14 protein-coding genes are annotated in these 16,708 nt (G+C 45.2%); 5 read left to right on the top strand and 9 right to left on the bottom strand.

Annotation, left to right across the window (positions count from 1 at the left end; all coding sequences use genetic code 11):
- Positions 1-22 precede the first annotated feature (22 nt).
- From dmpG to AC1MEO_RS14555, 4 genes are read right to left on the bottom strand one after another with little or no spacing between them, the layout of a single operon-like run.
- Complete coding sequence (gene dmpG / locus AC1MEO_RS14570; protein ID WP_480331573.1) at positions 23-1,015, bottom strand: 4-hydroxy-2-oxovalerate aldolase; 993 nt, start codon at positions 1,013-1,015, stop codon at positions 23-25.
- The gene (locus AC1MEO_RS14565) at positions 1,012-1,899 is read right to left on the bottom strand and encodes an acetaldehyde dehydrogenase (acetylating) (protein ID WP_480331571.1); all 888 of its coding nucleotides are present in this window, start codon (positions 1,897-1,899) and stop codon (positions 1,012-1,014) included. The genes dmpG and AC1MEO_RS14565 overlap by 4 nt, the downstream gene beginning before the upstream one ends.
- Positions 1,896-2,690 carry a 2-keto-4-pentenoate hydratase gene (locus tag AC1MEO_RS14560; protein WP_480331569.1) on the bottom strand — a complete coding sequence of 265 codons (795 nt, stop codon included), beginning with the start codon at positions 2,688-2,690 and terminating at the stop codon, positions 1,896-1,898. The genes AC1MEO_RS14565 and AC1MEO_RS14560 overlap by 4 nt, the downstream gene beginning before the upstream one ends.
- Positions 2,691-2,700: 10 nt before the next feature.
- Entirely contained in the window at positions 2,701-3,174 is a 474-nt protein-coding gene (locus AC1MEO_RS14555; protein ID WP_480331567.1) for a flavin reductase family protein, read from the bottom strand.
- A 495-nt stretch (positions 3,175-3,669) separates the two neighbouring features.
- On the opposite strand from AC1MEO_RS14555, the gene AC1MEO_RS14550 reads away from it, so the two are divergent.
- Positions 3,670-4,971: an MFS transporter gene (locus AC1MEO_RS14550; protein WP_480331566.1), complete on the top strand. Its 1,302-nt coding sequence runs from the start codon at positions 3,670-3,672 to the stop codon at positions 4,969-4,971.
- A 109-nt stretch (positions 4,972-5,080) separates the two neighbouring features.
- Here the strand turns inward: AC1MEO_RS14550 and AC1MEO_RS14545 are convergent, their stop codons facing one another.
- Positions 5,081-6,886: a helix-turn-helix domain-containing protein gene (locus tag AC1MEO_RS14545; RefSeq protein WP_480331564.1), complete on the bottom strand. Its 1,806-nt coding sequence runs from the start codon at positions 6,884-6,886 to the stop codon at positions 5,081-5,083.
- A gap of 178 nt (positions 6,887-7,064) precedes the next feature.
- On the opposite strand from AC1MEO_RS14545, the gene AC1MEO_RS14540 reads away from it, so the two are divergent.
- The 4 genes from AC1MEO_RS14540 (at position 7,065) to AC1MEO_RS14525 (ending at position 11,365) form a co-directional block, all read left to right on the top strand.
- A complete protein-coding gene (locus AC1MEO_RS14540; RefSeq protein ID WP_480331562.1) occupies positions 7,065-7,961 on the top strand; it encodes an alpha/beta fold hydrolase in 897 nt (298 codons plus the stop codon).
- A gap of 24 nt (positions 7,962-7,985) precedes the next feature.
- Positions 7,986-9,155, top strand: a complete 1,170-nt coding sequence (locus tag AC1MEO_RS14535; protein WP_480331560.1) for an acyl-CoA dehydrogenase family protein — start codon at positions 7,986-7,988, stop codon at positions 9,153-9,155.
- 85 nt (positions 9,156-9,240) lie between these two features.
- A complete protein-coding gene (locus AC1MEO_RS14530) occupies positions 9,241-10,221 on the top strand; it encodes a VOC family protein (protein WP_480331558.1) in 981 nt (326 codons plus the stop codon).
- 91 nt (positions 10,222-10,312) lie between these two features.
- Positions 10,313-11,365, top strand: a complete 1,053-nt coding sequence (locus tag AC1MEO_RS14525) for an AbrB family transcriptional regulator (RefSeq protein ID WP_480336111.1) — start codon at positions 10,313-10,315, stop codon at positions 11,363-11,365.
- A gap of 348 nt (positions 11,366-11,713) precedes the next feature.
- Here the strand turns inward: AC1MEO_RS14525 and AC1MEO_RS14520 are convergent, their stop codons facing one another.
- The 4 genes from AC1MEO_RS14520 to adh all read right to left on the bottom strand — a co-directional run bounded on the left by AC1MEO_RS14520 (position 11,714) and on the right by adh (position 16,578).
- A complete protein-coding gene (locus AC1MEO_RS14520) occupies positions 11,714-11,929 on the bottom strand; it encodes a DUF6366 family protein (protein ID WP_480331556.1) in 216 nt (71 codons plus the stop codon).
- A gap of 200 nt (positions 11,930-12,129) precedes the next feature.
- Positions 12,130-13,101 (bottom strand): ribose-phosphate diphosphokinase, encoded by a 972-nt coding sequence (locus AC1MEO_RS14515; RefSeq protein ID WP_480331554.1) that lies wholly within the window; start codon positions 13,099-13,101, stop codon positions 12,130-12,132.
- Between the two features lie 214 nt (positions 13,102-13,315).
- Positions 13,316-14,638 carry a DEAD/DEAH box helicase gene (locus tag AC1MEO_RS14510; protein ID WP_480331552.1) on the bottom strand — a complete coding sequence of 441 codons (1,323 nt, stop codon included), beginning with the start codon at positions 14,636-14,638 and terminating at the stop codon, positions 13,316-13,318.
- Between the two features lie 419 nt (positions 14,639-15,057).
- Positions 15,058-16,578, bottom strand: coding sequence for an aldehyde dehydrogenase (gene adh / locus AC1MEO_RS14505; protein ID WP_480336110.1), 1,521 nt, complete (start codon positions 16,576-16,578; stop codon positions 15,058-15,060).
- Positions 16,579-16,708: the final 130 nt, after the last annotated feature.

Raw genomic sequence — 16,708 nt, 5'->3', positions numbered from 1 at the left:
GGTGACCCTCTCCTTTTCCTGATTATCTTGCCAGGCTTTGTGCTACCTCATAAATCAAATCTTCCTGTCCGCCGACCGCCTTCATCTTGCCGATTTCTTTTAAAATATCCCGTTCTTGGACACCGAATTGCCGGGCTGCTTTTTGCGCGTGAAGCAAGAAGCTCGAGTAGACGCCCGAGTGTCCTAGGATTAAGCTGCCTCCGGTGATTTCCTGGGGCTGCTGCATGATTGGTGCAATCACATTATTGGCCGTATCGATTAATTTGTATAAATCCACACCCGTTTCATAACCCATTTTCTCCAGTACAGCCACCATGACCTCTGTCTGTGTATTGCCGGCACCTGCGCCTAATGCGCGCATGCTGCCATCGATGAATGTGGCACCTGCTTCCACTGCTGCCACGGTATTCGCCATCGCCATCGATAAGTTATTATGGGCATGGAATCCGATGTCGCATTGCAGGGTTTGTTTCAGTGCATGGATCCGCTCCGTCACATCTTTCGGCAACATCGCACCGGCAGAGTCCGTGACATAGACGATTTCCGCCCCGTAGCTTTCAAATAACGATGCCTGTTTCACAATTTCCTCAACAGAAGCCATATGGCTCATCATCAAAAAACCGGCAGTTTTCAAGCCCAGTTCACGGCCCAGCTGGATATGCTGGGCGGAAACGTCCGCTTCTGTGACATGAGTCGCTACCCTTACCATTTTCGCGCCTGCTTTTACTGCGTTCTGTAAATCCCCTTTTGTGCCGATGCCCGGAATCAGCAGCACGGCAACTTCCGAAGTCGTGCATTCCGCTGCGGCCGCTTCAATGAGTTTGAATTCATCCGTTCCCGACAATCCGTATTGCAGGGAAGAGCCGCCCAGTCCGTCTCCATGGGAGACCTCAAAGTAACGGACTCCCGCTGCGTTTAAGCCTTTTGCCGCTTCGCGTACTTGATCTACTGTAAACGCATGGCGGACGGAGTGGCTCCCGTCACGCAACGATACATCCAAAATATTCACTTTCATGAGATGACCTCCTTCGCCCGTTGCAGATGGCGCGCCATTTCATTGGCGACTTGCACCGCTGCAGCCGTCATAATATCCAAATTCCCTGCATAGGCCGGCAAGTAATCCGCTGCGCCTTCCACTTCCAGAAACACCGACACTTTTTTGCCTTCGAATACGGTATTCGCTTTCAGCGAATAGCCGGGCACATATTTTTGGACATCCTGCGCCATTTGCAGAACCGAATCCCGAATCGCTTCTTCGTGGCCTTCTTCTTCAACAAGCGCATGCACCGTATCCCGCATGATGATCGGCGGTTCAGCGGGGTTCAGAATGATGATGGCTTTTCCTTTTTTAGCCCCGCCCACCACTTCGATGGCCCGAGACGTCGTAACCGTAAATTCATCGATATTCGCCCGTGTTCCCGGACCGGCACTTTTGCTTGAAATGGTCGCCACGATTTCGGCATAATCCACGGGCACGATACGCGAAATCGCATGGATCATCGGGATGGTCGCCTGCCCGCCGCATGTGACCATGTTGACGTTGCTCTTTTCCAGATGTTCGGTTAAATTCACCGGCGGAACAACAAACGGTCCGATTGCAGCAGGTGTCAAATCAATCACTCGTTTACCCGCTTCCGTCAAGAGCTTGCTGTTTTGCGCATGGGCATAGGCACTTGTCGCATCAAACACAATGTCCACTAAGTCTAAACGCTCCATCAAACCGTCAATGCCGGTCGCAATCGTTTCATAGCCGCGGTCTTTTGCACGCTTCAGACCATCAGACGCTGGATCAATGCCCACCATGACGCTCATCTCCAGAACTTCACTGCGTTCAATTTTATACATCAAATCCGTTCCGATGTTCCCGGAACCGATGATTCCTGCTTTCAGCTTGGTCATTTCATCATCACTTCTTTCGCAAAGTTCGTACTGACTTTTCCTAATACGCCAAAGTCAGCCTCAAAATGATCGCCTGCCTCAAACGTCACCGCTTTCGATAAAGCACCTGCAAGGACAAACATTCCCGGTTCGATCGATATGCCATATTCGTCCAACGCCTGTGCCAACCACACCACCGCATTCAGCGGATTGCCCAGTACTGCGGCGCTTGTCGCTTCATCCATCCATTCGCTGTTTTTAGTGACCGTCATGGGAATGGCGGTGATGTCTGCAATTTCAGATAGTTTTGTTCGCTTTCTTCCGAGAACGGCGCCTGCTGATGAACCGTTGTCCGCTACGGTATCTTCGAATTTGATCCTCCAGTCTGCAATACGGCTATCAATGATTTCAACGGCCGGCACCACATAGTCGACCGCGTCGATGACGTCTTCGACTGTTGCATTTGCTCCGGCCAATGCCTTTTTAAATACAAATGCAATTTCAAACTCCACTTTCGGCTGCAAAAATGAGTCGGCTCTAATCGCTTCTTCTTCTCCATACATCATCGTGTTCAAGATAAAGCCGTAATCCGGTGTATGGACATTCAGCATGTCCTGCATTGCTTTGCTGGTCAGGCCGATTTTCAACCCTTTGACCGTTGCGCCGTTCTTCACTTTTTCATCAATCCCCGCAAGCTGGATATGGTACGCCTGTTGGGCGGAAATTTCTTTATAGGTCGTTGTCAGCGGTGCGATTGGTGCTTTGGTGCGTTCCGCTTCCACTAGCTGCTGTACGATTTCTTGAATATTCATCTGTCTCCTCCTACTTGACGGCTTCAAATTGCGTTAACTCACGGTATTTTCCGGCAAAGAACAACAGCGGGCTCTTATCTTCAAGCTTCAAATCCAGAACCTTGCCGATCAATAAGGTGTGGTCCCCTTCTATATGGGTGGATACCACTTCACAGGCGATTTGTGCCAACGCCCCATCTAAAACCGGCAGGCCTTCCAATGAATCAAACAGGACCGGCTCTTCTCCAGGTCTTCCTGAGAAATGGCGGGAATATTGCTCCTGGTCTTCACTCAGGATATTGACAGCGAATTTTTTTGAAGCGCTTACTTTTTCCAAAAACTTTGCTTTATGTCCAATTGAAATCACGACCAGTTTCGGATCCAGTGAAACGGACATGAAACCGTTGGCTGTCATTCCGTGCGGCACGCCTTCATTTTCAGTCGTCAACACCGTAACCCCTGTCGCGAATTTCCCCATTGCATCTCTGAATAAACGATCATCCATGCTAATTCCTCCATTCATTTTTCGAATAATTCAATCATAAAGCAGCCATTTCAAAATTATCATGTTAATTTTTATTGAAAATTCTGATAGAAACCATAAAAACCACAGGCGGCTGTTTTTCATTTTCGTTCAAAAGATTTTTTAAAGAAAATCAGATTTACCAACAGTTTTTCTGACAAAGAATTTTATTTTTGGGAGTGGAATTTCATTTTATTTTTATTTCTCCCATTATCACTCGAAGGTGTTTCCAGTATTTTGCCCCTTGTAAAACTATTTCTTTTCACATAGAATTCATTTCAACGGCAAGACACCTCTTCCTTTTTCTTCCATTAAACTCTTGATTGGCCAGGCAGGAAGCAGGGTGGTGCCGAACTAAAGCAGTTTTTAAGAAAGAAGATGAAGGGAGGAAATTATTCTACGAAAGTTTAGAGAACGCTTACATTCATATGATTCCAGGGTGATGGGGAATAATTGAAAATCAAAAGGGGGATTTATATGCGCATGCGTTGGGTGGTATTGGGATTTCTTTTCTTGCTCGCTGTTTTGAATTACACGGATAAATCAGTTTTGGGGTTAGCCGCAGAACCGATCATGTCTCAACTAAATTTGTCTTACGATGAGTTCGGCATGGTGGGAAGCAGCTTCTTCGCAGCATATGCTGTCGGAAGTATTGTATTGGGCACACTGACGTATCGGTTTAACTCAAAATACTTATTGATGATGATTGCTGTCGGATGGACAGCTTCATTGGCCAGTGCTTATTTCGTTGAAACGCTGACGCATCTAATTTTACTCCGCGTTGTCTTAGGTTTCTTCGAAGGTTCTACACTCGGCTTGTCCATTGTCCATCTGGCACGCTGGTTCACCAGTTCACAACGCGGGTTCGCCGTTGCCATCATGACTTCCGGCACAACTGTCGGAACATACTTGGCTGCACCGGTTCTCGTATTGGGCATTACAAATGTCGGTTGGCAGCATACATTCGCTTTGCTCGGGGTAGCAAGCTTAATCTGGGCTGTCGCTTTCTTCTTTATGAAAGAAGAGCCGGATGAGCCGCTGATCGAAGACGTAAAATCCTTGGCTTCCAACAAAAATGTGCCGTTCAAGGATATTGTAAAAGTATTTATGAACCCATATGTGCTATCGATCGTCGTCGTTGGTTTCGTCTCCATGTGGATCACCACATGGGTACTTACGTGGGCACCGACCTACTTAATCCAGATTGCCGGCCTTGCACCTACGCGTATGAGCTTGATCTTCGCTGGAATGGGAATTGTCGGAACGATATTCGCCATCTGTATCGGTAAATTCACTGATAGCCTGTTCAAGAAAAAGAAAAGCCTTATCAAATCCTATGACCGTGTATTGATCACTGTATTGATTATTGGCTCACTGTCTTTCGCCATGACAACCCTTGTAGCTTCTCCAATTTTGGGCTGTGTGTTCTTAGGGATTGGCTTGATCATGAACACCAGTTTATTGCCTTTGAATACGACGATTAAATCACTGGTCATTCCGAAAAACCTGGTCGGCAGCGTCACCGGGATTTCCCTATCCATTGCGAGTATGGCCGGCATCATCGGGCCATGGGCTACCGGTTACTTGATCACACTTGCAGGTGACGACATTCGTGCCGGCTTCAACGCAGGGGTATTGGTCATCGTTAGTTTGTATGTGGTCTCTGCTGTCGTGTTGCTGCTGACACGCAAGTTGAAAATTACAGCTACCGAAAAAGAAGATGCACTTCGTGCCGCTGAAGATGAAAAAGAAAGATTGAAAGTCGTTGTCGAGCAATAAGGCCGACAGGGATTTGTTTATAAAAAAAGACTGTAAACACACTCATTTCGAGTTTGTTTACAGTCTTTTTTTATCCCATATGGGGTTGAACTCCTAAAATCAGTTGAACTTATTTCGAGAATTCCTCGAAGCTTAGGCTGTCTGTCAGAATCAGCACTTGGATGACCAATAAAATATAGGCAGCAGTTGAAGCATTTTTCAATGAAATCTGCAGCTGTTCCTCAATTTGCTTGATGCGGTACTGGACGCCGCCGATGGACAACATCAGTTCATCGGTCGTTTCTTTTAAGCGCTGGCTGTTCAATAAATACACATAAAGCGTGTGCAGCAATTCCTTTTTGCGTGAATCACTGAAATTGTACAAGTCTTTCAAGGTTTTCTTCGCCATTTCATGCAGCTGCTCGATGCTCATATTCTTGACGATATCGCCAAGCATGCCCAGATCTTCATAGTCCGTCAACAGCTTTTCGTTCGGAAAACGCTGAGCGACGCGCGCTTCTTTCAGTGAATGCTCAAACTCCTTGAAGTTGCTGAATGTCCCGCTGAGCCCGAGCGAATACTGATAATTGCTGTTTTGCTTTTCCATCTTCTGAAAAATTTTTGTGATTTTGTTTTTCCATTCCTGCTTATCCCCGTTATGCGAATTGAGCAGGGCAATTTCTTCCCCGAGAATGGCAAAAATACAAGGCAGGTCCCATTCTCTTGCCACTTTCGCCAGTTGGGTCATCTGGTCATGGATGTCGATCATTTCGTTGCTTTTCTTTTTCTTTTTCACATTGATGATGCCCGTGGAGAACGGTGGCTGAAACTTGAACGGCAAAAACTTGTAGTAAGATTCAATATATTTGATGTTCCGGTTGTGGATCAACCGCTCGAGCAGCGAACTGCGCATCCGCTGCTGCTCTTCAAACTGCGCTTCCTCGTATAGAATGCACAAAGCCACCACCGTCGAAATGCGCCCTAAAAATAAATGGTCGTTTTCATCCATCAGCTTTTCGTCAAAGTAAAAGAACGAACACGTGGCGTAATCTTTTTTATTGATCAGAACAGGCGCTGTCAATTTCCAATAGCCATCGCCTTCATAATGGGAAACATTGTGCTTATCATTCACAAGCGATAATTTCGTTTTATTGTTTTTAACTAATAGCTGCTGTTCTTCGGTCCATCCGATTTGGCTTAACGGGTTGCCATGGATGTCCTCAATCAAAATCGGGATGTTCAACAGCTCATAGGCCGTCTCAACGATTTCGTCCATCGAATGCTTTTCTGTCACTTTTTGTGTGAGCTGCCCTTGGAACATTGAAATTTTCTCAAGCATTTGCTTGTGGTGAACAAGCGCGTCATAGGTCATTTCAAGCTCAGATAAGATATTGTCGTTTTGGTACAGGTGGATCAGCTCGCCTTGTTCTTCAAGCCAATCACGCTCCAAACGCACTTCGAACTCACAGCATGCGTCCCCTTTTGCGACGCATTTATGCTCAATGGCAATGATCGACTCGCTGAATTCGTATGTCAATGCGCCACTCGCAAAGCCGCAAAGCATATGGCAAACGCATTCATCGGCCACCCCTGAATTCTTGAGATGCAATTGCGCTTCGAAGGATTCCACCCATTGCCCCCGCGTATCGCGGCATTCCACTGTACCGTCCGGATGGCGGATGATTTCCCCTTCGAAAATAACATCTTTTACATGCCCCAGGCGCGAATGCCTCTTGCCGACAACAGTCGGCGACTGCTGGTTTTGGAGATTTTTTTTGGCTGATTCAAGTCCGAATTCCTTGCCCAGCCGGAACAGAAATCCTTTTGTCTTATAGGATCCAATGTTGTTGAACAGATTATTTTTTAACGTATGAAAAGCATTTGCCGACATTAAAATATTTTTTGTTTCGTTGGAATCAAATGAAACTTCACTCATAGTCCCTCACCCCTTCAATTTCTATTCTCCATATTACAAGAATAAAATCATTTTTCAATATTTTTTAAAGATTAAGTCATCTTATTCAATAAAAATCACTATGATATTGAAATTTTCTAACAGTTATACTCAAAACAGAAATTAGAAGAGCCACCCAATATCACAAGGAGGTATGATGATGACAATTTTTGAAGGTTTTCATACTAGCTATGTATTAGCAAACGGTGTACGTACACATTATTCATGGGCTGGAACAGAAGGACCAGCTGTAATCCTGCTTCACGGCGCAGGACCAGGTGCTTGCGGTGCAGCAGGTTGGCGCCACATGTTGCCGGCGTTGGCAAAAGCAGGCTTTCGCGCCTATGCAGTGGACCAGATATCAATGGGCTTCACAGATGCCCGTCCACATGCCTGGCCAGTAAACGGCCATCAAAGTTTAGTGGACCACGTCCATGATTTCATCGAAGCCTTATGCCTGGATGAAGTTTCATTAATCGGCAACTCCCAAGGTGCTTACGTGGCAGCCAAATATGCCATCGACCATCCCGAAAAAGTAAATAGAGTCGTATACATCGGCAGCAACACCATTTATCAGGCGATGCAGGAAGTGCCTGAAAGAAAGATGCGTTCGTTCCTGGACGTTATCGGCTATGACTATACGGAAGAATCACTGCGCAAGTTCATGTACCGCAATTCCACGGATGAGGTATCGATTCCAGAAGAACTGATCCAGCTTCGCCACCGCGCTGCAACCAGCCCGGGCATTAAAGAATCCAACGAAGCATTCGCTGCCTACCTGGAAAAGATGAACGAAGATCCAAAATTATGGGATCGCTATTGCATCAAAGACTCTTTGCCGAAATTGAAAATTCCAGGCATCTTCATCTGGGGCAACCAGGACGCCGTGGCGCCTGTTGAAGTCGGCTACAAGCTTGAGAAACTATTGCCGAACATTGAATTCGAGTACATTGAAAACTGCGGCCATCAGGCACAAACGGACCAACCGGAAATCGTCAATAACCTTGTCACTGAGTTTTTAGCAGCAGAAAAAAACCAGGCAGTCACAGCACTCTAACTAATTCTTGAAAGGAATGATCACATGGTTACATTAGGCGAAAATAAAGTGCTTTATGAAGAAATTATGCAAAAAGCAAAACGAATCGGCGAAGCGGCAGAATTGGAAGCAATTGAAGCAGACCATAATTCGACCATTTCCCCACGCATCGCGGACCTGATCCGCCAGGAAGAAATTCACCGGTTGATCTTGCCGAAAGAATTCGGCCACCCGCAGCTGGATTGGCGCACGTTCGTTGATATGGTAAGCACCGTCGGCTATCACAATTTATCCGCTTCTTGGCTGACCTTCTTCTTCTCTGCACACAATGCTTGGGTCTGCTATTATCCAAAGCATATCCGCGATGAAGTCATTAACCAAGGCGGTTTTGTGGCTGACGTCTTTGCCCCGATCGGCCAAGTGGAACCAACTGAAGGCGGCTATCTTGTTTCAGGCAAGTACAATTTTGTAAGCGGTATCAACTATTCTGAGTGGGTCGGCGTTGGCGCCATGATGAAATTCGAAGAAAACGACAAACCTGAGCGTGTTGGCATCCTCTTTAAAGTTTCCGACCTGGAAGTTGTGAAAACGTGGGATTCCCTCGGCCTTCGCGGATCAGGAAGCAACACCTTGATCATCGATAATGTTTTTGTGAAACCCGACGCCATTTTGCGTTTCAGCAAAATCATCGAAAAGAGCCAGCCGCCATATGAAGAATTCGACCAGGACTATTTGTACTACAACACGCCGTTCTACCCTGGCTTCTACGTAGGATTTGCTGCAATGGCTATCGGCGGCGCAGAACGTGTGGTGTCTGAATTCGAAAAACATACAGCGGGGCGCGTACGCTTCTCTGGTGTAAATGAAAAAGAATCCCCTACGAGCCAGCGTGTCCTGTCAGAGATCAAGCTTGATCTGATTTCAGCTAAAGGCCTGATGACCGAATACATCAACATGATGGAAACGGACAAAGACGGTGCTTACGAAGGGGCAAAATACAAAGCAATCCGCGCTAAAATCATCGATACCTGTATCCAGATTGCCGTTAAGGCGTTGCTTACCTTAGGCGGCCATGCCTTATTGAAAGGCCATCCGGTAGAAATGTTCACCCGCGACTTGATGGCGATCGGGACGCATATCACTTCTTTATACGAAGATGGAATTTTGGGCTATGGCAGACATCTATTCGGTGTCGACACAAAAATTCAAGGGTAATCACGTATGCAAAAATGCGGTATCCAAAAATCAAAATCGCATTTACATATCATTTTCAAAAAATCTACCTATGGGGTGAAATTCAATGGAAAAGTTTCTTTACGCACCTGAAATCGCAAAACTGGGACACGTTGCTTTAGTATCGGAAGATCTTGAAAAATCTTTGTTGTTCTTCCGCGACACCATCGGCTTGGAAGTAACAGAAGTTGTAGACGGCGTCCATTACCTGCGCGCTTGGGGCGATTTCGAACATCATACCTTGTCTATTGCACAAGGTGAAACTTCGTACATCGACCACATCGGCTGGCGCACGAAACGCCCTGAGGATGTAGCGACTTTCGCCAGATTATTGAAAGATGCCGGCACCGATATCCGTTGGGTGCAAGCTGGAGAAGAAGTTGCACAAGGTGAAGCCGTCCGTTTTGAATTGCCGAGCGGCCACCGCTTTGAGCTTTACTACGATATGGACAAAACACCAGGTGACGAATCACGGAAATCCGTGCTTAAAAACCAAACCTATAAATCCTGGGCGAAAGGCGTATCTCCACGGCGCATCGACCATGTAAATCTTCAGACTTCCCAGGACAATACGGAAATTGTAAATTATTTAAAAGAGGCATTGGGCTTTAAGCTTCGGGAATATTTCGTCAATCCAGACGATATCCCTGTAGCAAGCTGGCTATCAGTGACAAACTTGGTTCATGACGTGGCCATCATGTCGACACCACGTTCAAAAGCACCGAACGAGATGCACCATATCGCTTACTGGCTGGACAACTCGCAGGATTTGCTGCGTGCAGCTGATATCTTATGCGAAGCCGAAGTACCATTCGTCGGACCTGGTAAACATGGCATCTCGCAAGCCATGTACATTTATGTAAAAGATCCGGGCAGCGGTTTGCGCCTTGAAATCTTCACGAACAGCTACTTGATCTTCGAGCCGGACTGGGAACCCATCAAATGGACGTACGAAGAATACTTGAAGAACGGTTCGTCATACTGGGGCGACCGTCGCCGCGATGACGTGGACCGCGAAGCACAAGTCAAAGAACTGGCCAAATCATAATAGCGAACCACCAGCATTCATAATCATGGGTGCTGGTGGTTTCTTAAATGCTGAAGGCAGATTGCAGAAAGAGGTGTTACGTTTGATCGCGATGTTAAGAGTATTGGCCTTGTCTTTAATTGGCGGGTATCTCTTCAGCCTGCTGCACATCCCGATTCCATGGATGCTCGGCCCGATTGTTGTCGTCATGTTAACCCAATTCGTTTACAAAGGTCCGCTCCAATGGTCCGGAAAAATGCGTGACCTGGGCGTCGTGATGGTCGGAACTGTCATCGGCGTCCAATTCAACATTGATCTATTTGGCATGATGGGCTCGATTTTTTTTTATATGATCATCTTGAACGTCATCTTGATTGGCGGTGCGATCGGCATCGCCTACTTAACGGGAAAATGGGCAAAAATCCCATTGAAAGCCGCTGTACTTGCCGCAATTCCGGGAGGTTTAGGCCAGATCATCGTCTTTGCCGAAGAAGAGAAAGTGAAAGAAATCGGCATCATTTCCTATTTTCAAGTCATTCGCCTCCTGCTGGTGGTGGTGTTCGTTCCGTTTATCGTCGCTGGCCATGCAATGAGCAAACCAGCGAATGATTCGACCTTAACCATCAGTTTAATCTTGTTGATTGCACTGGCTTGGGTATGTTCGTATTTAATGAAACGCATCCATCTGCCGGTCGCATTTTTCATCACACCTATTATTTTATTGATCACGCTTCAGCTGACGACTCCCATCACCATGCCGCAAGTACCAGGCATTGTCATGGTCGTGGCACAGCTGCTGATCGGCGCCCATATCGGCTTAATGCTCAAACCGGATATGATCAAGCTTCCGACACGGGTGCTGCTCGCCGGCGTATTCAGCGCCTTGGCATTGATTGCGTTAACGCTCGGCTCTAGTGTCCTCATGTCATTCGCGCTGGACACTTCATTTGCGACAAGCTTCCTGAGCACCGCTCCGGGCGGCCTCGATCAGATGGTGCTGCTCGCTGATGCGGTGAAAGCCGATGTCTCGCTGATTTCGATGTTCCAGACCTTCAGGCTGCTGTTCATCTTCATCATCATCATGCCGCTGATGAAAATATTTTACCGCTGGTGGGATAAGAAAGAAACAGTCTTCGATCAGGACGGCAGCGTGGTAAAATCTTGAGCCATATAGTTCTCATCAAGAACTTTCAGCTAGGATGGTTGAATTTAGATCAGCAATAAGATTTAAGCAGCAGTAATCAAACTCAGGTTTAACCATATTATAGTAGAAACCCGATTTTCAGCATCGATAAAAGGCAGCAAATCAGGTGTTATTCTATTGATGGACCAAACCTCAAAAGGCAGCCACTTAAAAATGTGGCTGCCTTTTGAGGTTTGATTTAACTTTTTTTAGAAATTTCCACTCCAAGATTGAACCCATCAAACTGGATGGTCAAAGCGAAGAAAATCACTAAGGCTAATCCAATTTCAACCAAAACATATTATTCCTCCTTGAATGATGTCTCCTCTTTTAACTAAAGAAGAATTGATAGACGATGTAGCCTAAAAATAAGATCAGAATTAGCAGGAGCATGCCTCTCCAGCCCATGTCACCAGCAATGTCCGTTAAATTGCCGTTTCCGGCGCCGTTATCCAAGCCATCGCGCATGGATCCTCCTGGATTCTGTTTCAGCTCATTTTGCCTTAAGCGTTCTCTTTGTTCTTTGGCAGTCTTCCTCGATTCCATCTGGCTACCCCTCCCCGTTTACTAATAATTCAATTAATAATTAATTCTATTATGCCATATATTTGGGATTCCATTCTTTATTTTTTGCAACTGCCGCAGAACAGAAAAAGCACCGCAGAAGTATTTTTCTGCGGTGCTTTCATATGGGATAGAGTTGCAGGTTCCAGATGAATCAGAGCTCGGCAAAAGCAGTTGCCCTGCTACTGATCGCTGACCGGAATATCTTCGAACAAAGGACTCACCGGTTTTTCATTATGGACATGTTCAATGGCCTCAGCCAACAGAGGCGCAACCGATAGGATCGTGATTTTTGGTGTACGTTTCTCTTCAGGCATTTGGATGGTGTTGGTGACAACCAGTTCCGTAAGGGCCGACTCTTCGATTCGTTGAACCGCTTGACCTGAAAGAACAGCATGTGTGCAGCAGGCATAAACAGCTTTTGCACCGTTTTCAACCAAGACATTGGCTGCTAAAGAAATCGTCGTTGCCGTATCAATGATATCTACAATGATGATGACGTTCTTGCCTTTAATATCCCCGACAATATTCACCACTTCAGGCTCGCCTGGATGCATCCGCCGTTTATCGATAAAACCGATCGGAACGTCCAGATAGCTTGCCAGTTTACGGGCTCTTCCCAGCCCTCCATTGTCTGGAGCTACGACAATTGCATCTTCCAATTTCTTATCAGAGAAATGCTTCGATAACACCGTTCCGCCCAGCAGCTGGTCTACCGGCATATCGAAGAATCCCTGGAGTTGAGGGGCATGCAGATCCATGGTGATGATATGGGTAGCTCCTGCGGTTTCCAGCATATTGGCAACCAGTTTAGCCGTAATCGGTTCACGTGAACTCGCTTTCCGGTCCTGCCGCGCATAGCCGTAATAAGGGATGACCACATTAATGGCTTCCGCAGATGCCCGCTTGAGCGCATCGATCATAATCAAGAGCTCCATGACATGCTCATTCCCCGGTTGGGATGTCGATTGAATCAAATAGATGTCTTTACCACGGACACTTTCCTCAATGTTGATTTGAACCTCCCCATCGCTAAAGTGTTTAATGGAGCTTTTCCCCAGTTCGCAGCCCAGCTCATCCGCAATTTCCTGGGCAAGTTCTGGATTTGAATTCAGTGAAAACAATTTAAAGTTTTGTCCTAATTGATATGGCAATTTATAGTCCCCCTCCGTAAAAATTATTTGGTGAAACTTGATGACTTAGTGGTTATTATGAAGGTTATTCAACTGACATTTGAACTTCAGTAGTTGAATTAATAATAACGCTTTGACGGGGCAATAGCCACAAGTTAGAGGTATTTTTACTTTTTCTCCATTGTTTGATGGGGGAAAATGTCCATTTCCATTATAGGATTAAACCTTATAGACGCTACTCTCTCTTACTATCACCTTGCGTAATAGTTCGATCCCTTGCTAAAGATACCGATTTCCTTTCAAAATAAACATGCAGCCGATATTCCGCTATCTCGCGAGTCCGGTTGTACAAAATATCCTGTTCTTCGCCAAAAGGCCGCAACTTGAATTGAAAAATGCCCCCTTCAAAAGAAACTAGCCCGCTTTTCTCACTGCCGCTCCATTTACTCATCGGCATCTGAGCAATTAACTTCGCCATGTTCTTTTGGTCGTATGTATGCAGCCGTCTGCCTTGTGCATCGCTGAAGTCGATGTTCATGCGGTAATCCTTTTCAGATAAGTAATTATGAAAGTAAGGGGCAGCTTCATCTGCTGTTATCGGATCGAGCCATCTTTTCGCACCTTTTGACAGCATATAACTCAAGACGACCATCTTATAGCTTTTGTTCATCCCTGTTTTTTCGACTTCCAGGAACCAGTTCCTGTATTTCAGCCAGATGTCTTGTTCTTTTTCCGTCAGCTCATCCGCATAAGCAAGCATTCCCATATAACTGCCAAACTCCTGCTTTACAGTTTTGGCGTCGAGGTTGGCGCGAAGGTGGAACTCCAAATACCTTGGGCGCCTTCCTATCTCCCTTTTCAAATCATGGTAAGCCAGTACCAGGGCTTCTTTGCGGGGCGCTCTTTTTCTGCGTATTTCCTCCAGCAGATCGATCACTTGCAGGTCCAAGTTAAATTCACATTGGAGCGGCAAAAGCGGTTGAGTGGCTTTATTCCCCGCCGGCTTGCCTTCCTTGTCAAAAACCGCCAGTTTCAGATCTGCATTTCGGTAATTGCCGATAAAATCGATGATGACGCAATGCGACTTTTCTTCCGCAATCCGCAGACCGCGGCCGATTTGCTGCGTGTAAACAGCCAGCGATTCGGTAGGCCGGATGAAAAGAAGTGTATCCACTTTCGGAATATCGACGCCTTCATTGAATAAATCGACTGTGAATATAACTTCAAGTTCACCAGAATCCAGTTTGGAACGGGCAGTTTTACGCTCTTGCGGATGAGACTCCCCGTGAAGCGCAATCGACCGGATGCCTTTACGCTGAAAAGTACGGTTCATGTATACAGCTTGCTTTACAGATGAACAGAAGACAATTGTTCTCGTCTGCTTGTAGCGATTCCATTCGTCAAAAATCTTTTGTGCAAACTCTTCACGCAGCTGCACCTGCAGCAATTCCTGTTCATCATACCGGGTTCCCCTCCACGGGATGGCAGAGTAATCGGTATCGTCATACACGCCGTAATAATTGAACGGCGCAAGCCAATTGCGCTCAATGGCGTCCAATATCGCTCATGGACTAACTTGTTTTAGATAGGCATACGTAGGTTCCTTTTTGAAAATGGTTTTTCGAATCATATTAACATACTATTTCAGCCCTACTATCTATGGTGTTTCTAAGACAGATTGCCTTGTATTCCTGGAAATGCGCACATAGACTTATAATAGTTTTTTGCATCAAATTTCTTTGTATATCTCTTAGCATCAATAGGAGACATATAAATAACACCATCTATATCTTTAAGTTCTTCTGTGTAATTATAATCAATTACTATAATATTTTCTGCACTTTGCTTGAGAGCGTAAAATATTTCGTGTAAATGAATAAATAGAAAAAGGAAGAGATATGCCACCGAAGTTGCATTTCTCTTCCTTTTTCAACATTAAATATTCATTCCACTTTCAATAAATTCTAAACAAACTCATTAAAAGAATCCTTGTTTATTCTCACTATAGCTAACAAGCATGTTTTTTGTATTTTGGTAATGGTCTAGCATCATTTTGTGATTTTCACGTCCGAAACCGGACATTTTATATCCTCCAAATGCAGAATGAGCAGGATACTGATGATAGCAATTTGTCCAAACCCGACCTGCTTGAATACCTCTTCCAAAACGATATGCTGTTTGAGTATCACGTGTCCAAACACCAGCACCAAGCCCATAGAGTGTATCATTGGCGATTTCTAAAGCCTCTTCTTTTGTCTTAAACGTAGTTACAGAAACAACTGGGCCAAAGATTTCTTCCTGGAAAATACGCATTTTGTTGTTACCTTTAAACACGGTCGGTTTGATATAGAAGCCTTCGGCTAAATCACCCTCCAAAATATTACGATCGCCTCCTGTTAAAACTTCAGCCCCTTCTTGTTTACCAATATCCAGATAAGACATAATTTTTTCCATCTGTTCTTGTGAAGCTTGAGCTCCCATCATCGTCTCTACATTAAGCGGATTGCCAACTTTAATCGCTTCAACGCGCTTTATTGCACGCTCCATAAATTCATCATAAATATCTTCCTGAATTAAGACACGAGATGGGGAAGTACAAACTTCTCCTTGATTCAAGGCAAACATTACAAAGCCCTCAATTGCTTTATCAAGAAAAGCATCATCTTGATCCATAACATCTTTAAAGAAAATATTCGGCGATTTCCCGCCCAACTCTAAAGTTACCGGAATTAAATTCTGAGCAGCGTATTGCATGATCAATCTTCCTGTTGTCGTTTCACCAGTAAATGCAACTTTACTGATACGAGGACTCGAGGCAAGTGGTTTTCCAGCTTCCAAACCAAAACCGTTTACAATATTTAAAACTCCAGGAGGCAATAAATCACCGACTATTTCAGCCCAAACAAGAATACTGGCTGGGGTTTGCTCAGCCGGTTTCAACACTACGCAGTTTCCTGCAACAAGTGCCGGTGCCAGTTTCCAGGCCGCCATCAACAGGGGGAAGTTCCATGGAATGATTTGTGCCACCACACCTAACGGTTCATGAAAATGATAAGCAACGGTGTCTTCATCAATTTGACTAAGTGACCCCTCTTGTGCACGGATAGCTCCTGCAAAATAGCGGAATTGGTCAATAGCTAAAGGAAGGTCAGCATTCAAGGTTTCACGGATAGCTTTTCCGTTATCCCAGGTTTCTGCAACAGCTAGGATTTCTAAATTTTCTTCCATTCGATCAGCAATTTTCAATAAAATATTAGCTCTTTCTGCAACAGATGTTTTTCCCCATGCATCTTTCGCGGCATGCGCCGCATCAAGTGCCGCTTCGACATCTTCTGCAGTAGATCTTGCAATTTCAGTAAATTTCTTGCCATTTACAGGTGATACGTTATCAAAGTATTGTCCTTTAATTGGAGACTTCCATTCACCATTAATATAGTTTTCATATCTCTCTTTAAACTTACTTTTAGCCCCATCAGTGTTGGGTGTTGAGTAAATCATAACCATTATCTTTTCCTCCCTTTGATTCGGATTACCGTTCGTAACATATATTCCTTAAAAAGAGATGTATGAACGGCTTATTTTCATTATTGTCAGACTAGTCTGTAAAAATCAATACTGTTAAATACTC

It is taken from the genome of Planococcus sp. BI3, from assembly GCF_056680115.1.
This window is presented reverse-complemented; position numbering and strand designations above follow the sequence as displayed.